The organism is Shinella sedimenti (assembly GCF_022601905.1).
Taxonomy (GTDB): Bacteria; Pseudomonadota; Alphaproteobacteria; order Rhizobiales; family Rhizobiaceae; genus Shinella; species Shinella sedimenti.
In genome coordinates this window covers 86530-107752 of record NZ_JAKVIN010000010.1, presented here as the reverse complement: position 1 = coordinate 107752, position 21223 = coordinate 86530, and the positions used below count along the sequence as shown (strand labels likewise).

At 58.6% G+C, this 21223-nt stretch carries 22 protein-coding genes; 6 read left to right on the top strand and 16 right to left on the bottom strand.

Annotated features, from left to right (window positions below; all coding sequences use genetic code 11):
* Positions 1-332: 332 nt before the first annotated feature.
* The 3 genes from rctB to MKI86_RS21645 form a co-directional block, all read right to left on the bottom strand.
* Positions 333-683, bottom strand: coding sequence for an SMa0974 family conjugal transfer regulator (gene rctB, locus MKI86_RS21655; protein ID WP_241605226.1), 351 nt, complete (start codon positions 681-683; stop codon positions 333-335).
* Positions 684-981: 298 nt separating this feature from the next.
* Entirely contained in the window at positions 982-1710 is a 729-nt protein-coding gene (locus tag MKI86_RS21650; RefSeq protein WP_241605224.1) for a LuxR family transcriptional regulator, read from the bottom strand.
* Between the two features lie 133 nt (positions 1711-1843).
* Positions 1844-2425 carry an acyl-homoserine-lactone synthase gene (locus MKI86_RS21645; RefSeq protein ID WP_241605222.1) on the bottom strand — a complete coding sequence of 194 codons (582 nt, stop codon included), beginning with the start codon at positions 2423-2425 and terminating at the stop codon, positions 1844-1846.
* A gap of 399 nt (positions 2426-2824) precedes the next feature.
* Between MKI86_RS21645 and MKI86_RS21640 the strand changes: the two genes are divergently transcribed.
* Positions 2825-3076: a helix-turn-helix domain-containing protein gene (locus MKI86_RS21640; RefSeq protein ID WP_241605220.1), complete on the top strand. Its 252-nt coding sequence runs from the start codon at positions 2825-2827 to the stop codon at positions 3074-3076.
* A gap of 11 nt (positions 3077-3087) precedes the next feature.
* Here MKI86_RS21640 and MKI86_RS21635 read toward each other — a convergent pair whose 3' ends face one another.
* From MKI86_RS21635 to MKI86_RS21615, 5 genes are all read right to left on the bottom strand, one after another.
* The gene (locus MKI86_RS21635; RefSeq protein WP_241605218.1) at positions 3088-4341 is read right to left on the bottom strand and encodes a CapA family protein; all 1254 of its coding nucleotides are present in this window, start codon (positions 4339-4341) and stop codon (positions 3088-3090) included.
* 101 nt (positions 4342-4442) lie between these two features.
* A complete protein-coding gene (locus MKI86_RS21630; RefSeq protein WP_241605216.1) occupies positions 4443-6134 on the bottom strand; it encodes an ATP-binding cassette domain-containing protein in 1692 nt (563 codons plus the stop codon).
* The gene (locus MKI86_RS21625; RefSeq protein WP_241605214.1) at positions 6124-7005 is read right to left on the bottom strand and encodes an ABC transporter permease; all 882 of its coding nucleotides are present in this window, start codon (positions 7003-7005) and stop codon (positions 6124-6126) included. The genes MKI86_RS21630 and MKI86_RS21625 overlap by 11 nt, the downstream gene beginning before the upstream one ends.
* 11 nt (positions 7006-7016) lie before the next feature.
* On the bottom strand, positions 7017-7988 hold the full coding sequence (locus MKI86_RS21620; protein ID WP_241605212.1) for an ABC transporter permease: 972 nt from the start codon (positions 7986-7988) through the stop codon (positions 7017-7019).
* Positions 7989-7998: 10 nt separating this feature from the next.
* Positions 7999-9591, bottom strand: coding sequence for an ABC transporter substrate-binding protein (locus tag MKI86_RS21615; protein WP_241605210.1), 1593 nt, complete (start codon positions 9589-9591; stop codon positions 7999-8001).
* 360 nt (positions 9592-9951) lie between these two features.
* Between MKI86_RS21615 and MKI86_RS21610 the strand changes: the two genes are divergently transcribed.
* Positions 9952-10197, top strand: a complete 246-nt coding sequence (locus tag MKI86_RS21610; protein ID WP_241605208.1) for a helix-turn-helix domain-containing protein — start codon at positions 9952-9954, stop codon at positions 10195-10197.
* 112 nt (positions 10198-10309) lie between these two features.
* Here MKI86_RS21610 and MKI86_RS21605 read toward each other — a convergent pair whose 3' ends face one another.
* A complete protein-coding gene (locus MKI86_RS21605; RefSeq protein WP_241605206.1) occupies positions 10310-10642 on the bottom strand; it encodes a hypothetical protein in 333 nt (110 codons plus the stop codon).
* A gap of 662 nt (positions 10643-11304) precedes the next feature.
* On the opposite strand from MKI86_RS21605, the gene MKI86_RS21600 reads away from it, so the two are divergent.
* On the top strand, positions 11305-11517 hold the full coding sequence (locus MKI86_RS21600) for a hypothetical protein (protein ID WP_241605205.1): 213 nt from the start codon (positions 11305-11307) through the stop codon (positions 11515-11517).
* Between the two features lie 31 nt (positions 11518-11548).
* Here MKI86_RS21600 and MKI86_RS21595 read toward each other — a convergent pair whose 3' ends face one another.
* The 4 genes from MKI86_RS21595 to MKI86_RS21580 all read right to left on the bottom strand — a co-directional run bounded on the left by MKI86_RS21595 (position 11549) and on the right by MKI86_RS21580 (position 14595).
* Positions 11549-12127: a PIN domain-containing protein gene (locus tag MKI86_RS21595; protein WP_241605203.1), complete on the bottom strand. Its 579-nt coding sequence runs from the start codon at positions 12125-12127 to the stop codon at positions 11549-11551.
* Complete coding sequence (locus tag MKI86_RS21590) at positions 12117-12563, bottom strand: helix-turn-helix domain-containing protein (RefSeq protein ID WP_241605201.1); 447 nt, start codon at positions 12561-12563, stop codon at positions 12117-12119. Before MKI86_RS21590 ends, MKI86_RS21595 begins: the two co-directional genes overlap by 11 nt.
* A 308-nt stretch (positions 12564-12871) precedes the next feature.
* Positions 12872-13888, bottom strand: coding sequence for a HEPN domain-containing protein (locus tag MKI86_RS21585; RefSeq protein WP_241605198.1), 1017 nt, complete (start codon positions 13886-13888; stop codon positions 12872-12874).
* On the bottom strand, positions 13885-14595 hold the full coding sequence (locus MKI86_RS21580; protein ID WP_241605196.1) for a hypothetical protein: 711 nt from the start codon (positions 14593-14595) through the stop codon (positions 13885-13887). The genes MKI86_RS21585 and MKI86_RS21580 overlap by 4 nt, the downstream gene beginning before the upstream one ends.
* Positions 14596-14756: 161 nt before the next feature.
* Between MKI86_RS21580 and MKI86_RS21575 the strand changes: the two genes are divergently transcribed.
* Complete coding sequence (locus MKI86_RS21575) at positions 14757-14969, top strand: helix-turn-helix domain-containing protein (RefSeq protein ID WP_241605236.1); 213 nt, start codon at positions 14757-14759, stop codon at positions 14967-14969.
* Positions 14970-15000: 31 nt separating this feature from the next.
* On the opposite strand, the gene MKI86_RS21570 is transcribed toward MKI86_RS21575, so the two are convergent.
* Positions 15001-15693 (bottom strand): SH3 domain-containing protein, encoded by a 693-nt coding sequence (locus MKI86_RS21570; protein WP_241605194.1) that lies wholly within the window; start codon positions 15691-15693, stop codon positions 15001-15003.
* Between the two features lie 124 nt (positions 15694-15817).
* Between MKI86_RS21570 and MKI86_RS21565 the strand changes: the two genes are divergently transcribed.
* Positions 15818-15955, top strand: a complete 138-nt coding sequence (locus MKI86_RS21565; protein ID WP_241605192.1) for a hypothetical protein — start codon at positions 15818-15820, stop codon at positions 15953-15955.
* Positions 15956-16062: 107 nt separating this feature from the next.
* Here MKI86_RS21565 and MKI86_RS21560 read toward each other — a convergent pair whose 3' ends face one another.
* Positions 16063-18420: a hypothetical protein gene (locus tag MKI86_RS21560; protein WP_241605234.1), complete on the bottom strand. Its 2358-nt coding sequence runs from the start codon at positions 18418-18420 to the stop codon at positions 16063-16065.
* Between the two features lie 412 nt (positions 18421-18832).
* On the opposite strand from MKI86_RS21560, the gene MKI86_RS21555 reads away from it, so the two are divergent.
* Positions 18833-19987 (top strand): RHE_PE00001 family protein, encoded by a 1155-nt coding sequence (locus tag MKI86_RS21555; RefSeq protein WP_241605190.1) that lies wholly within the window; start codon positions 18833-18835, stop codon positions 19985-19987.
* A 70-nt stretch (positions 19988-20057) separates the two neighbouring features.
* On the opposite strand, the gene MKI86_RS21550 is transcribed toward MKI86_RS21555, so the two are convergent.
* Positions 20058-21116, bottom strand: a complete 1059-nt coding sequence (locus MKI86_RS21550; protein ID WP_241605188.1) for an RES family NAD+ phosphorylase — start codon at positions 21114-21116, stop codon at positions 20058-20060.
* Positions 21117-21223 lie beyond the last annotated feature (107 nt).

The window sequence follows — 21223 nt, the reverse complement described above, 5'->3', positions numbered from 1 at the left end:
GACCGCGGGCGGGGCATCATTCGGTGAGTAGGGCGCCAACATGAAGGGAGAAGACAAGGACGGGAGCAGGAAGGCCAAAACGACGCGATCATCCGCTCCCATGACGTGATAACTGTGTAGACCTTGTCGCATGCAGACCTCTGCGCGACCCGAACAACCGTCAATATGCGCTGACGGTGGCAAGTGGGCTCTCGCGCGAACGGCCAGACCGTATCAACTCGAGGTCGGAGCTGCCCGGATGCTGTGCCTACCCGAACGTACGGCAGCCAAAACGGCCTCGGCGTCTGAAGCGCACCGCGGGCTGATTACGGGTCTTCCAGTCTGATCTTATCTCAACGGCGGCTCCCCTCGTGTACGTCGAACAAGGCCGGTGCACGCCAGACCAGGGTTTCATGTGACGGTGACACAATATCCAATATTGCCATCTGTAAAATCATCTGAACACCGCACAACATGGCGAGATCGGCTGCTTCCAATCGAATGATGAGGCTTTTGTCGGCCCGCCTGATGATCGCGTGTGCATCATCGAATATCAGGCGCATCTCGGACTGCGTTGGCCGGATTGATATACAATATTCGCGCATTCTCGAGCAAATGCGGTCTGCAATCTGTTCCACTCGAGCACCGATGATAGACGCTTCCGCGACATGGATGACTCCGGCTAAAGTTTCGTGGATTTGCACCTGTACACCTGTTCGAGATTTTATTCAGCTTGGAGATCAAGCTCGTGCGCCTGACCAGGATTAGTTTGAAGTTTGAAGCGCTCGATCTGACACCATTAACAGGTTGCAACCTGCCCCTTCTTGCTCGTCCAGACGCTGCAACTCGACGTCGCGGTGCGTGCAAGCGTCAGTCTGCTCACCTCGCGGTCATTGAGGAAAAGGGCCATGCAAAGGCTGGAGGGATCAACTTCAGGAAGGGGAGTTCCGTATCTGTCAAGCAATTGATCAGCTGGCCCTTTCATTCTGACGAGGGTTTTCACTAGCCACGAATGATCCCGATCTCGACGGCTCGTCCGACGGCCTGTGTGGTCGTCAACCCGCCGAGCTTGCGTCTTGCCAGGCGAATATGAAGGCGTACCGAACTTTCGGAAATGGCGAGATGCGCCGCAATCTGCTTTGGAAGCCATCCCTGCGCGAGCAAATCCAGGCACTCCAGCTGGCGTCGCGACAAATTTTGCATCGCCGTGGTACGCAAGTCGGAAACGGAAAGTGCCTTTTCGTGGATATAAGGAGCAAGAAGTTGAAGGTCTGGCTTGCAGTCGGCGCGTAGAGCCCTCCACCCATGCTCGGTCGAGTTCGATGTTGCGGTGAGCAAGGAGCGTTCCCCCGCGGGGCCGCGGATGGGTACCGTAAGGCCGAAGCGTCCCACGCCATAGGTGTCTGCCTCGCGGAAAAAGCGTCTTGTCGTTGCGTTCTTCCGATCGAGAGAGGACCAGTCGACCGGTAGGAGGCCGACGCGACTAACGGTGACGACCGGGTCGACGGCGAAAAAGTCGTTCTCAATGTAATACTCGGTCCAGGCGGACGGATATGTTGAAAGGATCAATGGATGGTCTGCATCGCTTGCGCCTAGGCGGACCACGTGGAAGACCAAGTGTGAAAGGCGATAACAATCTCGAATGGACGCAATCACGGTTTCCAATTCAGCAAGTGTCGATACTGAATCTACAGCGCTCAGGCACTGTGCAAATAAAGGTTGCTCCGACACTGGATACCTCCTTTACGGCGCACGATTTTACAGAGCCACTACGTGCGCACCCCTGCATTGTGTTGATTTTTAGAAGCCACCATATGGCGAAGGAAAGCAACCCTACACAGCGTAAACGCTGAACACTTTTAACTTAGCGGTCTGAGGTGCGCCGGCGAAGCGCATGAGCGGCGTCTCGCGTCACATCCCACAGCCCGCAGCACGTTCGCCCGAGCCAGGGCCATGAGGTTGAAATGCACTTGGGAGACCAGCCCAGGCGGCGGTAAAGGCGCTCCATGGCAGGTTCGTAGACCGCGATTATATGTTTGATTCCTGATTGCAGGGCGAGTTCGCACAGGCCGGACAGCAACTCAGCGGAGACGTTGAAGTGACTGACAGCTCCCCCGTTCAATGGCGAATGAACGCAAAAGCGAGTGCACTCCCACGTCGTCGGGCACTGCACGTCGATACTTTTTCGGAAATGTGTCCGGAACTCTCGAGCCAGCATGGTCGGACCGACCGTTGGCAACACTCTAAGGGAGCCAACGACGTGTCCGTCACCGTTCAGGGAGACGATATAGATTGGATCTGCATTGAGATCGTACCAGTCGACTTCTTTGCCGTCGTGGACACTGACGTCCCACTTCATTCTGTCCCTGAATACCCGCGCTCGTCCGCGCAGCATTTCCTCATAAACAGAGCAAATTTGGTCCTTTTTGGTAAGCGTTCCCAGCATCTTGCCCTCTCCACCCTTGGGAGCGCTGAGAATTGCAAACACCGTTCACGACTAACAACCTGTCAACTTTGGGAGGTTGACAGGCTGATCGCTGCATTTGTCGGCGTCCGCATCGCGGACGACGTTTGTTAGATCGATTGTGAAACAAAAGAACTGCGCCCAGGCGCCTGTAACTGGTTGTTTCTTCCTTATGCGTGGTCTTCACTCCGAGATTGATTCCGGGTTCGCTATGGCACTTCGGTTTTGTTGAACCGAAGTGATCAAGCGTGCGCCGGATCGAAGTGCCCGTCTCGGTCGAACTCAGCGCCAGCGTCGAACCGCTGGCGGCTGGGGCCCTTCCACCTCGATTCAGAGTATACTCTGTAGATGGCCGCGCTGCTTCGCGCTTCATCATCGTGAATGAGCATTCGAGACGTTCTTGCCGTGAACCTCCGAGCGCGGCGGCTTGAGCGCGGCCTTTCACAGGAGGAGCTTGCCCATCGAGCGGACCTGCATCGCACTTACGTCAGCGCCATCGAGCGGTGCAAATACAGCGTGTCGATTGATCGCCTCGAGGCACTTGCGAAGGTTCTTGGCGTGGAGCCATACGAGCTCCTCATGCCTGAAGACGGCTCCGCTCCAACCTCCTGTGAAGACGACGGTAGCAATTGAGAGTACGCGGCTCATGAGTCAGGCCCTCCCGACACGATAAGATGACCCGTATCGTTCGTTACCGACATGGTCGCACCGGACATCGTGGACACGTCGCAAAAACGGCGCAGAATCCGTTCCGCGTCCTCGCCGTAGGCGCGTTCGGGCGTGAGGCGCTTCTCCAGGTCGTTGTCCTCCAAAGTCTCCGCGCCGCCGATGACGATGGGGTGTGCCCTGATTTCCGTCAGCGCGCCGTCTTCGCCGAATGTGCACACAGGAACGACGCTTTCCCACACTTCGCGAGCACGCCAGGGCGATTTCTCGGATCTCACATGGAAAATGAAGTTGCCGAGGCTGTAGAAGATCGGCTTTCCGCGATAGATTTCGATCGGTTGCAAAACAGGGGCGCCGTGGCTCACAAACATGGCCGCGCCTGAATCGATGCACTTTCTCGCGACGTCGCCAACCCAGCCGGGTACGTCGGACCAGACCGATTCCCAGTGATGATGGTGCAGATAGGCGATCACGAGGCATCCGTCTTCCTCCGCCGACGTGATGGCTGCGAGATTACGGGACAGCGAATCCTCATCAACCTTCACATTCTTGCCGACCCGCCCGGCGCGGCGGAAGATTGCCCGGGCGATGCAAAGCTCGCCATCGGCGTCAACAGGCGGCGCGTCATCAGGCTGGCTGTCATTGCCTAGATCGGCCGCGGTGTACCGGATCTTGTCGCGCAGGACGCGCAGTTGCTCAAATGTGTCGGCATCGACATCAATGACTTTGGTAATCTTCAGACGGTTGATGCCAGGGCGTTCGGGGCGTCCAAAAGCCCCGTCCGCCGCGTACATGAAGTCGGGGCCCGGTCCCCCATCCATCGCGACGAGGGCTACTCTCCTGCCGGCGAACGTGCCGCGGGCCGCACGGACCGCGGCCGTTTGATTGCGGCCGATACCGGCATGCAGAAAGCCCCGCCGATCAACCTCTTCCAGTGTAGAAAGCACGCCGGCGGGGCCGAGGTCGAAGGCATGGTTGTTCGAGAGTGACAGAGCCTGGAAGCCCAGCGCCTGGAGCGTATCGAGAACTACCGGCTGGCTGCAGCCGAAGAAGGACCCTTTGAGAGGCCATCCACCATGGCTCCCGAGGATCGTGCTTTCGAAGTTGGTGAATGCAAGATCGGCCTTGTGCAAGAGGCTGCAGACCTCCCGGAACCCGGGTTTGTCTATCTGGCGGATGTCATGCTTGATAAGCGATTGTCCGGTAACGGCGATCTTTACCCAGTTTTTCATGTCAGTACTTTCTCGAGCGCATAGGCGCGTTATAGTTCTGCGGACGACGCGACCGCATCGAACGGCCGCTCAAGGCGTCGCCGAGGCGGTATCCCGGGCGGTTATTGAACGAAGCGGGGCGGGCGGGCGTCGATCAGGCTGCGTGTGTAGGGGTTTTGCGATAGGCCAAAGATGAAGTCGGATGGACCCGCGTCCTCAACCTTGCCGTCCTTGAAGATGTAGATCGATGAGCAAAGCGCCTGCACCAAAGCAAGATCGTGCGAGATGAACAGCATGGATATGCCCTGCTCGATGACCACTTCCCTCAGCAGCGCCACGATCTCGGACTGAACCGAGACATCCAGCGCGGACGTGGGTTCGTCGGCAACGATGATCCGCGGTTGAGCGAGAAGGGCACGTGCGATACAGGCGCGCTGTTTCTGCCCGCCAGACAGTTGATGCGGATAGCGCGTAAGCAGAGTTCGCGGCATTTTAAGCCGGTCCATCATGGTTCCGACGTCATCCTTTCCCGCATCCACGTGTCTTCTGGCAAACCGAACGCTCTCACGTAGTGTGTCGCCGATCGTCATTCGCGGATTTAGAGACAGAGCGGGATCCTGGAAGATCATCTGGATTCTTCCCAGCAGCCCGCTCCGGTGGCCGGGCTTTTCGATTTCGAAATGGTCGCCATCTACGCGGAGTGTGCCTGAACTGGCGGTCTCGAGACCGGCGAGAATGCGGCCTATCGTGCTCTTGCCGCTTCCGCTTTCGCCGACGATGCCTGTGATTTCGCCGCGCACCATTACAACAGAGACATCTCGCAAGGCCATTTTGGCAGCGGAACGCCTGAACCAAGCGACACCACCTGCCGAGAACGTTTTACCAATGCCCTGGGCGGCGAGAATTGGTGGGTTATTGGGCAGGGCTACCTCATCGAGAGAGCCAGTCGAATCCGGAAATCCTTCCGAGCTCGCGGCGTTTTTCCCTGCCGTGGACAACCGTAGCCTTGGCACGGCAGCCAGCAGGCTGCGTGTGTATGTTCGCTCTGGCGCGTCGAGCACGGATCCGGTATCGCCTTGCTCGATGACTTTGCCGTGCCGCATGACGACCACCCGGTCGGTGATGGCGGAGACGACACCCATGTCATGAGTGACGAGAAGAATGGAAACGCCCGTCTTTTCGACGAGTTTGCGGAGCAAGATCAGGATTTGCTTTTGCACAGTCGCGTCCAGCGCGGAGGTCGGCTCGTCAGCGATGATCATGTCGGGGGACCCGGCAAGCGCAATCGCGATCACGATGCGCTGGCGCTGGCCGCCCGAGAACTGGTGCGGGTAGCAGTGATAGCGTTCTGACGCCTCGGAGATACCGACCTGGGTGAGGAGCTCGACCGCAATATCACGCGCCTTCTGCCGGTTCAGTTTGGTGCCGGCGTTCGCGTGGATCGCCTCCTCGACCTGAAGTCCTATTCCCATCAGCGGATCGAGGGACGCGGTGTGATCCTGGAAAATCGCGGCGATCCTTCGCCCGCGAATGGCCGCCATTTGATGGACGTTCATGCAATCGAGGGGGGCACCGTCGAAGACGATAGAGCCAGAGGTCTGTTCGAAGTTGGTCGTTGACAGGCCGAGAATCGCGTTGCCAAGCGTCGACTTGCCCGCGCCGGACTCGCCGATGAGGCCCAGAACCTCACCGCGTCGAAGGGTGATGCTGACGTCCTGCAGGATGGTCGTGCCGCTACCACCGGCAGGCGCGCGCAATTTCAGGGTAAGGTTGCTGACCGTCAGCAACGGTTTGTCTCTGTTATCATGCGTCATGGGAACTACTCCGCGGATCAAGACGACGTCGGACGTCCTCGCCGACGAAATTGATGCTTGCTATGAGGCTAAAAAGGGCGATGCCGGGGAACACGCTGATCCAGTATTGACCCGTCATCAGGTACTGAAAGCCGTTTGCGACGGTCGAACCCAGCGAAGGCTTGTCGATCGGCACGCCGAGGCCAAGAAATGAAAGGGTAGCTTCAAGCGCGACGGCATGGCCCAGTTCGATAGGGATCAAGGTAATTGCAGGTGCGACGCTGTTGGGCAGAAGGTGCCGAAGGAGGACGCGCCACGTGGGAAGGCGCAGGAGCCGGGCGGCGTCGACATATGGTTTACCGATCTCACTGAGCGCCACCCCACGCGCGAGCCTGGCATAGCTCGCCCATTGTACGATCACGATAGCGAGGATGATACGGTCGACACCAGGCCCCAGAGTGACGATTGCGACGAGCGCGACGAGGATCGTGGGAAGGCTCAGTTGCAGATCGACGACGCGCATGATGATCGCGTCGACCCATTTCCCGAAATAGGCGGCGCTCACACCGAGGATCAGACCGATGAAAGCGGCGATGGCTGTGCTGGTCACAGCGACGAGCAGACTGAGCCGCAGGCCATAGAGGATCGTGCTGACCACGTCCCGGCCGAGCCCGTCCGTTCCCAGCAGGTACATATATCCGCTGGACCCAGACGAGCCGGGCGGCGAGGAGGCCTCCCACGCCTGGATCTGCAGGGGATCATACGGGTCTTGCGGTGCAATCAGCGGCGCGCCCAGCGCCAGAACAATGTAGGCGGCAAGCAGAAGTATGGATGCGCGCATGCGATAGTTTTTCGGGAAGCCCCAGAGAGCGCGAAGTGTTTCGGCCTTCATAATAGTCCCCTTCATGTGGAAAGACGCACGCGCGGATCGAGCACGGCATAGGTGAGGTCGACGAGAGCGTTCAGCCCGACGAAGACGACTGCGACAAAGGTGAGGGTGGCCATCACGACGGGCCGATCGAGAAGCTGAATGGAATCGATGAGGAGCTTGCCCACACCCGGCCATGCAAAGATCGTTTCCACGACAACGGCGAACGCCAGCATCCCACCGAATTGCATGCCGACGATGGTAATAATGGGTATGCTTATGTTGGGGAGCGTATGCCCAAACAGGATGCGCTTGGGCGACAGGCCCTTGGCCCGGCAAAAGCGGATGAAATCCTGCGCTTCCACCTCAATCGTTCCAGCCCGCGCCAGGCGCGCGATTAGCGCGATCTTTGGAATGGCGAGGGCAAGGGCCGGCAGGGCAAGATGGCGCAGTCCGTCGAATGTGAGGAAGCTCCAGTCCTGGCCGAGGAACGAGACCGTCTGCCCGCGCCCGCTCGACGGAAACCACCCGAGCGCGATCGCGCCGATAAGGATGAGCATCATACTCAGCCAGAACGAGGGGAGGCTGAGGGCGAAGACGCTCGCCTTCAGGACGATGCGATCAAGCGTCCCGCCTTGGCGCCGGCCAGCCACGAGACCGAGCAAAACGCCACAGGGGGCGGCGACCAGCATCGCGGTGAGGGCAAGCTCGAATGTGGCCGGCAGCTTGCTCATAACCAACGGGAATGCCGGAAGATGATAGATATAGGACGTCCCGAAATTGCCGGTGACGACGTTGCCCATGAAAAGCAGGTACTGCCGCCAAAGGGGCTGATCCAGGCCTAGGGCAATCGTGGCATTGCGGATGTCCTCGGCTGTCGCCGTTTCAACGTTGACGACATTGAAGACGGGATTGCCGACGCTGTGGATTCCAGCAAAGCCAATCACCGACATGACGAGAAGGAGAAGGACGGCTTGCGAGAGCCTCCCGGCGATCATGGTCATCATGGCGCGCGTCTCACTTTGTTGCAGGGCTGGCTTGCATGGCGGTTGTCCAGCCGCGCGGATGGACGGCATAGTCGCCGACCTTGTCCCCGTGACCGACGATCAGATGAAAATGGTAGAGCGGAATCACCGGATAATCCGCCAGGACGGCCTCCGTCGCTTGGGCAATCGCTGCGTTACGCTCCAGACCGTCGTCCATGTCCATTGCCTCGGCGAGCAACTGGTCGAAAGCTGGATTGCTGTATTTGCCGTAGTTGAGTGAGCCCGTTCCAGCATCGTCGTTCGCGGTGCCGAGCAGGGCGCCGAGGCAGAAGGTGACGGCCTCGCCCGAGCAGCCACCGTACCAGACCGGATATTCGCCCTTGGAGCGTTTGGTGGCAAAGACGGAGAAGGGGGCGACTATCGGCTGAACCTTTACGCCAATCCTCGCCCAGTTCTGTGCGACGGATTGCAGAGATTCACTGTCTCCTGGATAGCGGCCTCCCGGGCCGGCGAGAACGACCCTGAAACCATCAGGATAACCGGCTTCGGCAAGAAGTGCCTTGGCCTGCTCGTAGTCGGGTGGGCTGACGGTCAGCTTCTCTGAGGTTCCAGCGAGACCGGCCGGGAACAGCTGTGCGGCAGCTGTGCCATATCCGAGAAGGATTCGGTCGGCGATAAAAGGTCGGTCGGTGGCCATCGTCAACGCTTGGCGCACACGCTTGTCTCGGAAAGGGTTGGCAATTGCTTTGCCCGCCAGGTCGGTCACGCTTGGTGCGTTTTCGCGACCGATGTCGAACTGAAGAAAGTTCGACCGGGCAGCGGCAGTGCTTTCGACTTTCTTGCCCTTCTGCTGCAGCCCCGCGACATCGCGAGCCGGGATATAGTCCGCAACATCGACATCGCCGGTGGTTAGCGCCGCGACCCGCGCCGCCGGGCTTTCGATGACACGGAAGACGACATTGTCCCACGCGGGGGTTCCGCCCCAGTATGCGTCGTTCCTCGTTAGGGTCAGAACCTCGCCGGACTGCCAGCCGTTGAATTTGTATGGGCCAGTTCCGACCGGCGTGGAGTCGGCATTGAGCGCCTCCGTCTTGGCGAAGCCGTCTGCCCTGTCCTTCATGATGAAGATAGAGGTTAGCGAAAGCGGAAGGGTCGGAGCGCTCTCACTTGTCTCGATGACGACGGTCATGGGGTCTGGCGCCGTCACAGCCTTGATTGCCTGTGTATAGGACTGGAAGCCGCCGCTCGGGGGCTTCAAGAAGTCGCGGATACGCTCGATCGAGTAGACGACGTCTTCCGCCGTGAAGGCGGAACCATCATGAAAGGTAACGCCTTCCCGGAGCTTGAACTCCCAGGTCGTCTCGGACACCCTCTTCCACGAGGCAGCAAGGCCGGGCTGGGGATTCAACTGCTCGTCCTGGTTTACCAGCCGCTCGTAGATGTGCGACAGAAGCGAATTGTTCTCGTTGAGATCCGCATAGTGCGGGTCAAGCGTCATCAGCTTCATCTGTGTTCCGACACGAAGATCCTCAGCGTGGGCAATGCCCGCCAGAAGCGCTGCCGATGCAGCTGTGCCAAGCGCCGCGGCGAGCGTGAACGAACGGAATTGGTGCATGGATGCCATTATGGTGTTCCCTCCTGGATGTTTTTCTGGCTACGTGAGACACGTAAGGGTGTTTGAAACACGCGAATCGCTGTTCACGGAGCAGGGGCGTACTGCTCCGTGGGGAGGCGCGTGCGGTTTCGATCGCTGAAGTGGCGCTTCGGCCTACGGGCTAACGCGGCTGCGACGTGATGAGGATGGAAAGGTTTCTATTGATGATTGCAGGCAAAGTTCTGCTATTCTCAGAATCAGCCATGATCCGAGCTCCTACCAGCTTGATTGTGGTCAGGCCGTGTCTGGTGTTGTGAGCACCGGGCGCGGCTGAATGAACCACTAAGTGCCATATGAACGAAAAAAGTTCAACCGAGAACGCTGACTTTTATGAATGTAATTACGGGAGCTCAAATTCGCGCTGCAAGAGCGTTGGTTCGGTGGACTGCTGAAGACTTAGCGACTGCGGCCAGCGTGGGTATCTCTACGGTTAGGCGAGCCGAGGCGGAAGATGGAAAGCCAAACGTAACAGCAGCCAACTTAAAGCTGATCCGGCTTGCTCTTGAGAACGTCGGTGTTGAATTTCTCGCTGAGAATGGCGGTGGTGCGGGCGTGCGCTTTACGAAGCCGTCCTGATTCGTTGCTTTGAGGTCAAACAGCTCCCGGTGGATTCCAGCTTAGTCGCCTGATTGGGCGTTTCCGCAGAGCGTATTCTAACGTTACGAATTCCCGGGCTTTGCCTGGACCATCAGACGGTTGCGACCCAGCGGCGAGCGACCGCATAGCTGAAAAGGCAGAGATGGTCGCCCGGTCCAGCCTGCAATCGATTGTCAAATGGAAAAGCCGCGCTGGCGGCAATAAGGCAGTCGAAAAGAATTCCTAGGTTTGCGATCTCGACCGAGACGAGAGTGCTTGGCTCGTCGAGTGGCGCGACTTCACGTGCTAGAGCGACAGCCCGCTGGCGATGAAAGCGATGATCGCTCGCGGCCTTCGCCGGCTGCCGAAATCGTAGGTAGGGACACGACCGGCTGAAGCTGCCGAAACGACGTTGGACAGAGGAAGGGAAGGTGGCGAAAATCATTAAAGCTGCCGGAGTCGGTCAAGCTGATGATGGTGGAACCGCCGGTCTTATCAGGTATGGCCGGGAAGGCGCTCGACCGAGCTCCGCAGGTAGTGCAGCGGATGATTCTGGAGCTTGGCTTAGGGACATTATGGGAAGCGGTGGCGCGGGCACGAGGAACCGTATATTCAGCTAAGGGACAATCTTCTCCCCAAGGCGCAACTCTGCTGCCTTTAGATATCCGATAATGCAAGATTATCCGTCTATATTCCTACCGGACGAGCGGTGCGCTTATTAAGTTATTTTGCGGCCAAATGTGCACATCCGGGCCAGGGAGCTGGCTACGGATTCGCCCGTTTTCTCATGCAATTCTGCCCAGGCGATCACGCCTTCTCAGCCCGGCTGGGCCTTGTCGCGTGTGCGAGGGCCAGCGCGCTTGCTGCGGCCTTCTTCGCCGGCATCGCACTTAATTCGCGGGGCGATCTTGTTTGGTCGCGCTATTTAGGCCAGGTGCTGGGCGCTCGCCCGGCCCTGAAAACTGCCGCAAGGTAGATGAGACAGTTCGGCGATCTGCGCGCGGAACAGCGCGACCGGCCGAATGAGATCGTCTTCGTCGCCGGCGGCTGACAGCACCCAAGCGGCTCGGCTTACGCTTCCACGATCCGGGCGTCGCAGGCCTTGATGTGCATCCGGCGCTCGCGCTGTCCCGCGCGCAGATCGCCAACCTGGGCAAAGCCAACTTCCTCTCCGGGCGGCAGCCCGATGCCGGGCGCCTGTTGGCTATGTCACGGCCAAACAGTTTCTCACCACCGTTGGCGTTGAAGGATGCGGGCCTGCTCCGCCGCAAAGGCGTGGAGGGGAAATCCTTCGTGGCGGCAGAGCTCGAGGCGGAATAGATGGTGTTTAGCGTAGCGAGAGCTTGTCGGTTCAGACCAGCCTGTTGATGTTTTGACGAAGCAGTGCCGGAAATATCTTCATGCCGCTTTTTTGAAATCCATCGACGAATGCGTCGACGGAGGGAACCGTCTTTCGGAGATTGTGCCGGGCTCGTTTGACGCTGGAGATCAGCGCCTCGGGAAACGCCGCGTATAGATCGATAAGGAATTCATCTGGAGACTTACTTGCCACCCCATATTTGACAAGTTCCCTTGCCGGAAAGTCCTTGAGGTTCCAGGTGACGATAAGGGAGGCTGCTCCAGCGATGGCGGCGGCCAAAACATGCCGGTCGTCAGGATCGGGTAGTCGGAGGTCCGGGATCAAACGGCGATAATCGGCGACATCGGCGTCCGGCAGGACCGCTTTCATCCTATCGCGTGTCGCTACGAGGCGCTCGATGGGCAAAGTCGGCGTGTTGGCCGCGAGATTGCGGATCCACTCTCCATGTATGTCGTCCGTCCAGCGTGCTTCGACCAGACCGTCGAAGGCGCACTGGACCAAGACATTGCGTAGGTGAAATGGATACAGGACGCAGGCATCATAGACCGCGACGGGCGGTTTAGAGGCCATGGGTCTGAATGAGATTCTCCGTGTCTTCGGCAAGCGCATCCATCGCGGCCTGGCGTGTGTCGAGCCTGGTCTTCAACGCGAGTACGTCCTTGAGGAGAGCGCGACGATGCTTGCCCACGTAACGGAACGGCAGATCGCCGCGATCCATGCGCAGAACGACCAGAGGACGGGAGATGCCTAGGATCGCGGATGCTTCTGTTGGGCTCAATTCCTGCTCCTCAGTGAGGAGCGCAACTCGTTCGCCGCGCAACATGTGGGCCAGAAGGGCCTCAACCGCGGCGGCGGCCGACGGTGGAATCGAGAGCTTATGCTCGCGTCCCCCTTCTTGATGAACATGAAGTTCCAACCTGTCGCCAGCAGTAAGCTTTGGCAGCGGCGAGGCTGCCATGCGGTCCCGATCCGACAACCCGGCGAAGTGAATGATTTGGCTGGCCATGATGCGGTCTCCTTGACGGCAATATAGGAGCTGCGATGCCTAACTGCAATAACTGAAATCTCAACTCGTATCATGCGAGCGTGCCGTGTCATCGAGCATCGGAAGGCCCGGAGGTGAAAGGGTCAAACATCGTTGAAACGCAACGATGCTGAATATCGCACCCATCCTCTCGAGCACTGAGTCCACGTGCGTAATGAAAAGGCCTCCTCCGACGCTTGATTTGCTTGAAGAATGTAGCTTTCCTCGAGCCAGGCGAAGCCCGCCTGCTTGTTGTTGAAACAGATGAGGCACATCGGACCAGACGGTGATCAGAGCGATCTCGTCTGGGGTTTGGGTAGAAGTGAAGCCCGCTCGGCGCTTTCGAGGCGTGCGGTGCAAACCGATAAAGCGGTTCTTTGCAGCACGGTCACACGCTTGATCAGCCAAGCTAAGTCTTCTTCATCGATTCTATAATGGCGCGAATATCGGGCCCCGATATAGGCTTTGTCGAGGCGAGCAAAGCGCTGCGCGGCAAAGAAGCTGTCGCGGGGCCAGACCGCGATCAGCCGCGGCGTGACCCGCTCCGCATGTGTACGCAGCCAGGCAAGTCGATGCGATTTCGGGCTGTGAAGCGTCAGGACACGTAGGGTACCATGGTAGAGCTGTTCGGCCGTCTGATGAAGGTCAAAGGCTGCTTCCCTGTTGTAGCCACGCCCCACAGCATGCTTCGCCAGTTCGAAGCGATACTCGGCGTTCGGGAACCAGTGATCGAAATGCTGGAGCATCTCGGCTCTGGCCACCTCTAAATCCAGCGGTTTGGGTTTAACGAAGGGAAAGCCTAGCCTGTTATGGATCATGATGCCGTCGCGGACGATGTCCACGAAGAAGGGACGACCGTGAACAAGCTGGTTGTTTAAATCCATGATTGAATAGACGATGAAGTTGACCGGCGTCTTCAGACACCTCGTGACCGTCAGTTCCCACCACAGGCGATCCCTGGCCCGATCCCAGAAACCTGGATCGGCAAAGGTTTTTGTGCTGACGACGACGAGCAGGTTGTATGCAGCGCGATCGTCACCCTCGTACGCTTCGACACCCAAACAGTTTGCGCAGGAGCCAAACAGAACCAGCTTCACGATACTGCCGGCCGTGCCCTTCTTCAGTTGCTTGTCTTTCTGTGCCTGCTCGAACTCCTCAAAGAGGATACGCGCGACCGATCCCAGTTCACGACGCCTGTGCTCGGGGAGATGACCAATATGTTCAGGCGACGTCAGTTGAACATGCGCCCTCGTTGCATGCATATGGCGGAGGGCTTCGGAGTGCTGTTCGCCAATAGCGCCTTTCATAATGCGTCCCCGTCGGACTCCAGGAAGATCTCGGCGCCGCTGCCAAACATGAAGAGGTTAGGCTGCAGGGTTTGCCCGATGCGTATCAGATCGGCCTGCGCTGAACGCACGTGCTGCCAGGGGAAATCCGGGGGCGATCCATAGTACTCGCCCTTGCGCAGGACCGCATCAAGCTTGCCCGCAACGCCGGCAAGTGTCGCGGCCGGTGTGCTCATCAGGGCGTCGGCTGTCATCATTTCAGTACGATCAGCTCGTACCTCGGCTTTCGCGGCCCGAGTATATCCTAAGGCATCATCCAAACGATTCCAGGCGTCCTGGCGGTTCCGGTAGGATGCTATTGCCCTTGCCCTTACGGCCTCATGCCCAGATGCATCGCCACAGATCCGATCTACTTCTTCCAGGCTGAATGCGCGGACCGGCTTCATTTCTCCGGGGAGCATGATTTCGACCTGTGGAAATCCGATAGCAGCAACCATCTGGCGTTCAAGATCCAGCTGCAATTTCCAAAGGCGCTGTGTTTCATTGAAGGCTTCAAACCATTGTCGCCAAACGTCCAGCGCGGGGTCGCAGATCTTGTTGGGGGCAAATGCCTTTACACTCTCCGTGCCGGGTCCAAATGGCAACGTTGCCATGGTCGCCATCGTGCACGTCAGCAGCATCCTGCGCGTGACGGAAGACAAAGTCGTGGTATCGTCCGAATCAGCCATTGATCCGAGCTCCTATCAGCTTGGGTTGTGGTAAGGCTGAGTGGAGTGTTACCGCACTCCGCTTAGCCGCCTGGTTATGCCAAATTATATCACTGGCATAATTTGGCGGTTCTGGAAATTATGTCAAGGTAATAATTTTGATCACTGAAGAGCAAATTCGGATGGCGCGAGCGGCACTGAGATGGGGTGTCCGAGATCTGGCCCGCGAAGCTCAGGTGACGGCAGCGACTATTACGCGTATTGAAGCTGGAAAGCCCGCACATGCCTCCACATTGAAGGCAATTCAGGAGGCGTTTGAAACCGCTGGTGTGGAGTTCATCCCGGAAAACGGGGGCGGTCCTGGGGTGAGGCTGGCGAAGAAGACTATCCGCTAATCATAAGCGCAGATGATACGTGAGGAAAAGGCTACCGCAATCTGAACGCCTCGACCATCGCCTTCGTGACGTCGCCAGGGAAACAGACCGGCGCATATCCGCCCGGTTTGCTATAGGCGCTCCGCTTGCCGCAGCGCCGCCCCGCGCGGTCGCGGCTATATGGACATGCACATGAGCTGGGATAGGACTCGAGAGATTCCGCGATAATGCGCTGGATCAAGACCGAGTCCGGAACGACGGGGACGGCAACCTCGATCTCCTCCGGCTTGTTCTCCTTCTTTGCCGGTGCGGCCTTCGTCCTGGTCGCGGTTTCGGAAAGAAAGCGAGTGGCGATCCATCCCTCATGCTGGGTGAGATCATCTCGAATTCTGGACCAGTCTCCCGCCTCGTCCATCAGGAAGACCTTTCTCCCGGCATCGAAACGATCGATGATAGAATCGGTGGTTGAGGGACCCGATCGAAACCCCACACGCTTGCCCGACACGTAGCGAATAGCCGCATCGACAGGCCGAAGCACCAGGCCATCGCTGGATGGCGTCTCGACCTTTGCGCTCGAGAGTTCGCGCGTCGGCTTTGCGGTGTCCTCTACCGGTTCGGTGTCAGCCGCCCTTTCAACGCGAGACGACACTGCATCCTGGGACGAAGGCACGGTTGACCCATCGTCCATCTGTCTGAAGAACGCATAAATCAGCAGTGCGCCTATGAGCCAGTATCGTTTCTTCATCCCCTATCCCCGCCCGAATTCTGGCTCACTTGAACCCGGCAGACAAGTCTAGGGTGAGGACGAAAACTGATTTCCCGTTGGTCGTGAATTTGCTATCGTGTCGCCTACAATAGGAGGCTGGACAATGACTGGATGGGATCGCTCGCCTGGACCGGACAATGACTATGCCGGCGCACAGCCCACATCGTCCGTCTGGCGCGGTACGTTTGTCATGGTGCTCGCGCTCTTCGCGATAGGGCTTATCATCGGTTGGCTCGCATAGAGCCGGCTGCCTTAAGCCCCAACGCAGCGCGATCGACACGCGCCCGAGCGGATGGACGTTTCCACATCCGCTCGGATATTGAGGGACCGCTGCTCGGTGTGGCTGCCTTACGCCGCTTCCCAGACCTGGTTCAAGATCCTGGCGGCCAGCGCCGCCTTGTCCTGTGGCAGGAAGCGCCCATAGTGCTGCTGCACCACATCCGGCGTATCCTGGATCGCATAGCTTGCCTGTTCATACGACCCTGTTTGCTTGAGAATGTGGGTTGCCAGGATGTCCCGCACATTATGCGGTCCATGAGGCAGCAAGCCTTTGATGGCGCCACGACCTGTATAGGGATTATAGATGCCGTACCGCTGTATCACGGTCCGCCAGGCTTCATAGAAGGTCGCTGAATTATACGCGGCATCCACGCTGTTCGTCTTCACCGTCTTGACGAACAATGTTCCGGGGTCCTTTGCCGGTCCAAGCAAGACGCCGCGATGCCGGTCGATATAGGCTTCGAGATATTTGTAGAGATCGAGCAGGTCCGGCAGAATGAGCCGGAACGGTTTCTGCCCGAAGAAGGACGAGCCGGCGTTCTTGAAGGCGACAGACGGAACGAGCACCTCCCATCCTTGCTCGCGGTCGCTCCAACGCAGTTCCCCGCACTTCATATCTTCAAGGCGCCGTTCGGATGTCGGGAAATGTCCGCGCGGGCAGACGCGCAGCTGGCGAAGGTTCTTTTGTCGAAGACCGAGATGCATCCCGAGACGAAGCAGCAGGAAGGATCGAACGGCCTCCGCGGCAGCACGTGGGTAGCGGTCCTCGTCCGGCATCCGGTTCAGGATCTCGTCTGTGATCTTGCGATATTCCGCCAGCGGGCTTTCCGCTTCCAGAACACACATGATCGGTTCGAAGGGGTCACGATGCACGCGCATGACCCGCTGGATTTCCTTCGAGCGGTTGGCGGCGTGCCGATGAAACGCGTCGCAGGCGCCATGCCAGTCGCGCTGGGCGAATGCGATCTCCTCCGGTGCGATCAGACTATCGATTGGCCGCACATTCTTCAGAAGCTCGGGATGCTGCCTAATCCAGCCGACCTCAGCGCGTGTCAGTGCCTGGGCGACCATCAGCATGTCTTCTTCCCATTTGGTATAGAAGCCGCGGCGCCGCTCGCGCCATTGCAGATACCAGTCCCAAACGCCGGGAAAGATCAGCAGGCCAAAGGTCAACTGGCTGAGCGGCACGCCGCGGCCTTTGACGACGCCGGCGGGCGACGCTGCCAGCGCGCCGAACATCAGGCCGAGATGCTCGATCTTCTGCGCGGCCGTCTCCTCGCCCCATACGCCATTCCGCTGAAAGCCGATCGCCGTCAGTGTCGAGGTCTTGAATCGGATCAGGTCGGCCATTTCCATGGCAAGCCGCGGCGGCGCTTCGACCACTCCGGACAAGAGATCCGGGTCTTCGAAGGTTTCCGCAGTGTTGTTGTTGGCATTCGCGATCAGGGAGTTGGTGCGCGGAGACAGCGCCCCTCCGCCATAGGCTATCCCGGGAAAGCGGATGGCGTAACGCTGTTTGCTGGCCGCGGCTTGATACCGCCGATAGTCCGTCGATCCCGAGATGATGACCCGGCGCACCCAGTCGACGATTTCCTCCCGCTTGTTGAACGGCAAGCTGCTGAAATCATCGGGAAGGTGCCAAGCAATCCGACGCCGCTGCGCCGGGGTGATGTCGCTCAGGTCATGGCCGTGCAGGGAACGGGCCTGACGGGGGAGCTTCGCCTTGAAGTAGCCCGCAGGCAGCCGGTATCGATGTTCGATGCGCGCGAGGATATCGAAGCTGGCGATGGAGCGCGGCACGCGCTCGCCCTGGATCCAGGACAACAAGGTCTTGTGGTCAAACGTCTCGCCAAGGCGGACGACGGCGCGAAAGAGCTGCCAGTAGCTCTCGCCAAAACGGCGCATCTGATAGACCAGAGCATCCTGAAACGCGGCTGGGTCGTCGCTCGCCTCGAACAATGGCTCCGGAAACGGAGGGATGTGTTTAGGCTCTGGTCCTCTTTGAACTGAGGTCGATCGAGCGCGAAAGCCCTCATCTCCAACCTGCGCCTTTCTGGTTGCAGTTGCGGCTTCTGCGGCTTCAGGCTGGCCTAATCCGCGGGATCGGGATGCCTGCTGTCTTGACGAGCGGACGTCCTCCGCTACGGGTGGGGCACCCAGCCATCGCAGGATGGCATCCAGGGCGATACGGATCTGCTTCTTGAGATCGCCGGTCAGTTCTTCACCGAGGCGGCAAGTGTGTGCGATCTCCGTCCAGTCGAAACGACCATTCAGGAGGGGAGGGATCAGACGGTGCGCGATGAGTTTGGTGAGATAAGCCTCGATGGCGCTCGACGAACGCTTCGAGGCGATTGGCGCGATGCGCAGCTCGCAGAATTTCGAGATCTTGCGCTGAAAATGACGTGATGAAAGGTCTGGTTTTGACATGCTCGCATTCCCGTTCACTCGACATCAATGCCGAGGGCGAGCGGAAATAGGGGGTGACGTTTAACAAAAAATGTACCGCAGCCGGCGCGTTGTGACGGGCGACATCGCTATAGAGCGACATATCAGCCACGGGACGAACAGCCCCGTGGCATGCTTCTCGGAGCGCAGAGGTCGCATTCATCGCAGTATAAGTCCAATAACGCCTTAGAAAATCAATGCAAACCGTAAAGATTCGTGAATGTAAAAAAATAAATTCGGGAATCGAAGGTGCGGTTCTCTTTTAAGAAGCTGAGGAGGCGTATCGATAACCAACGATAAAGGATACTTATCGGTGGTTAGAACCTCAACTGGCAATTATACCATGTGAGGAACCGTAATATTCCCATAGAGTTCCTTTAGCAAATCATTTACCATGATTTCAATGGCTTACGATCTTACCAAAATCAGCATGACTGCCCTGATGAGACCGACTTTTGAAGCCGGTGTCGCTCTCGCGCGTCTGGACGAGCGTATCGCCCGCTCGCCGGTCGGCCAGGGATGGATCGAACGATCCCAGTTCACCGACGCCTGCGCGTCCCTCTGGATCGACGGCGAGCTCGTGCATCTCGAAGATCTCGTCCTCCACGACGCGACCCGCGATATCCGCACCCCCACCCATGAGCTCGCAATCGCCCGCGACGTTCTTCGGACTCGCCGGCGCATCGCCGGGCAAGCGCCGGATTGGGCACTGTCCGCCGACGGTATCCGAACCCTGCGACAGCCCCAGGCATGGCCTGGATCATCAGACGGTCCTGAGAGCACCGCGGACGACAGCAACGCCAAGCCCGCGAAAATGGTCGAGCGGGAAGGGGAGGGGGATGATGGTGACGGTGCGGAGAGTTTGCCCGGCGTCGATTATGCCGCCATCGATGCGGTGCTGGCGCGGTCGGAGGCGGCGATCGAGAATGCCACGCGGCCGGGGCGCCCCGCGGGCAGCCGTGCTGCCGAAAAGGATGCGCTGGTCTATGATCTCGACTGGGACGAGGATGCCCGGCTCGACGAATGGCGCGGCGTGCTGCGCCAGGTGGAAAACCTGCCGGCGGTGCTGCAGACCATCGTTGCCCTAGATGCCTGGAACGAATTGTCTGTCCTTCAGCACGCGCCCTGGCTCGGCCGGCTGCTGGCCGCGTCGACGTTGCGCCATGCCGGGATCACCACCGGTGCCCATCTCGCCGCCATCAATACCGGCCTCAGAACCATCCCGGTGGATCGGCGCCGGCATCGCGATCGGGAAACCCGGCTGCTGGCCATCGCCCACGGATTCTTGGCGGCCGCCGAGATCGGCGTGAAAGAGCATGACCGGCTGACGCTGGCGAAGACGATGATGGACCGGAAACTGGCGGGCCGCCGGACATCGTCAAAATTGCCGGAACTGGTCGAGCTCGTCATGGCAAAGCCGCTGGTGTCGGCCGGGATGGTGGCGAAGACGCTCGAGGTGACGCCGCAGGCGGCGCGGCGGATCGTGACGGTGCTCGGGCTTCGCGAGATGACGGGGAGGGGGAGGTTTCGGGCATGGAGTGTGATGTAGTTGTGGCTATGAACTTGTTGAGCGAATGCAGCCGGCTTTCTCCGGTCTTAGAACTGGAATAGTCTAAGGCCTATCTGAAGTTCGAGCGTAGACCCTCCCAGCTTACAAGCCGGGCGACGCTCTCGCTGGGTTCCAGCAAAACGTAGTTCCAGCCCGAAGGATCCTTAGTCGACCCATATCGAATAGCGTCGAAGCCGGCTGACTTTGCGCAATCGGCAACGAAGCGAGAAAAGACATATTGCTGCCTCAGCCAACCCTTGCCTGTACGGGGCGCCGCGAGTAGAGCGGAGTTGGCAACAGTTATGAAAAGCTCGTAGGATGAAATTTCATCATCGATGTCGACGAGGTCGAAAACTTTCAACGGTTGATCGATCGCCAGTGCGGCGACGTTGAAATCCTTTTCAGGCTCGCCAATTTCCCTCAGAGCCGTGTTCGCCGTATTTGCTAGATAAATCATTGGCGAGCCGGCATGATTGAAGCGCCCTTCGGTCACATATTCAGGCGGCGCCGCACCGTAGGATTGGATTTCACTCGGCAACTGGCCGAGTTCTATCATACTAGCGGCTGCTCTCGCCCTATAGAGCAGGTGAGGAAGTGGCGCGAGCGAGACCGTCGAAGCGTGCTGGCGGATCGCCTCCAGAAGCTGCCTTGCAAGCTCATGTTCGAGGATCAGGAAAGGCGTTCGCCTTCCAATTATCGACAGTTCCACAATGGCTTCTTCCAACTCCTCGGCGTCACTGAACCGATGCTCGTACAGCCACATATTGCCAGCGATGTTTTCGTGACAGCGCGGACATTCGACAAAATGCCGCAGCGTAGAGAGTTCGGTCGGAGTGTAGCAGTCAACAATCCGCGAATACTCTATGAACCAGAACAGGCTCATCGCCTGCGTCTGGAATTCCATTTCCCGGTACGCCACGCCCGGCCAGTAGCGTTGAAAGTCGTCGTAGCAGGCATCGCAGCAGCAGATGCTCGACGTGTAGGCGGAGTCCACTTCTTGCGCGATAAGATCATTGAAAAAATTTATATCGTGCTGCGTAACCGGCATGAACGGCCCAACCACATTGTCGGGCACATATATTTCTTCTGAGCGCTCTGCAGATATTTCGTCAGACGAAAGACTATCCATATCATTGATTCCGGTTTAACCGGCAAAGGTTTAGCGGTGGAATTTTATGCTATCGGGCCGAAGCTGACTGTGACGCATCAGCCACGCGCTCAGCTTGGCTTCACACA

Excerpts from the sequence above, each read along its gene's own strand:
- MKI86_RS21645 (WP_241605222.1), bottom strand. The coding sequence starts at position 2,425 with ATGCTGGGAACGCTTACCAAAAAGGACCAAATTTGCTCTGTTTATGAG.
- MKI86_RS21640 (WP_241605220.1), top strand. The coding sequence starts at position 2,825 with ATGAGCATTCGAGACGTTCTTGCCGTGAACCTCCGAGCGCGGCGGCTT.
- MKI86_RS21635 (WP_241605218.1), bottom strand. The coding sequence starts at position 4,341 with ATGAAAAACTGGGTAAAGATCGCCGTTACCGGACAATCGCTTATCAAG.
- MKI86_RS21630 (WP_241605216.1), bottom strand. The coding sequence starts at position 6,134 with ATGACGCATGATAACAGAGACAAACCGTTGCTGACGGTCAGCAACCTT.
- MKI86_RS21625 (WP_241605214.1), bottom strand. The coding sequence starts at position 7,005 with ATGAAGGCCGAAACACTTCGCGCTCTCTGGGGCTTCCCGAAAAACTAT.
- MKI86_RS21620 (WP_241605212.1), bottom strand. The coding sequence starts at position 7,988 with ATGATGACCATGATCGCCGGGAGGCTCTCGCAAGCCGTCCTTCTCCTT.
- MKI86_RS21615 (WP_241605210.1), bottom strand. The coding sequence starts at position 9,591 with ATGGCATCCATGCACCAATTCCGTTCGTTCACGCTCGCCGCGGCGCTT.
- MKI86_RS21610 (WP_241605208.1), top strand. The coding sequence starts at position 9,952 with ATGAATGTAATTACGGGAGCTCAAATTCGCGCTGCAAGAGCGTTGGTT.
- MKI86_RS21605 (WP_241605206.1), bottom strand. The coding sequence starts at position 10,642 with ATGATTTTCGCCACCTTCCCTTCCTCTGTCCAACGTCGTTTCGGCAGC.
- MKI86_RS21595 (WP_241605203.1), bottom strand. The coding sequence starts at position 12,127 with ATGGCCTCTAAACCGCCCGTCGCGGTCTATGATGCCTGCGTCCTGTAT.
- MKI86_RS21590 (WP_241605201.1), bottom strand. The coding sequence starts at position 12,563 with ATGGCCAGCCAAATCATTCACTTCGCCGGGTTGTCGGATCGGGACCGC.
- MKI86_RS21585 (WP_241605198.1), bottom strand. The coding sequence starts at position 13,888 with ATGAAAGGCGCTATTGGCGAACAGCACTCCGAAGCCCTCCGCCATATG.
- MKI86_RS21580 (WP_241605196.1), bottom strand. The coding sequence starts at position 14,595 with ATGGCTGATTCGGACGATACCACGACTTTGTCTTCCGTCACGCGCAGG.
- MKI86_RS21575 (WP_241605236.1), top strand. The coding sequence starts at position 14,757 with ATGGCGCGAGCGGCACTGAGATGGGGTGTCCGAGATCTGGCCCGCGAA.
- MKI86_RS21570 (WP_241605194.1), bottom strand. The coding sequence starts at position 15,693 with ATGAAGAAACGATACTGGCTCATAGGCGCACTGCTGATTTATGCGTTC.
- MKI86_RS21565 (WP_241605192.1), top strand. The coding sequence starts at position 15,818 with ATGACTGGATGGGATCGCTCGCCTGGACCGGACAATGACTATGCCGGC.
- MKI86_RS21560 (WP_241605234.1), bottom strand. The coding sequence starts at position 18,420 with ATGTCAAAACCAGACCTTTCATCACGTCATTTTCAGCGCAAGATCTCG.
- MKI86_RS21555 (WP_241605190.1), top strand. The coding sequence starts at position 18,833 with ATGATTTCAATGGCTTACGATCTTACCAAAATCAGCATGACTGCCCTG.
- MKI86_RS21550 (WP_241605188.1), bottom strand. The coding sequence starts at position 21,116 with ATGGATAGTCTTTCGTCTGACGAAATATCTGCAGAGCGCTCAGAAGAA.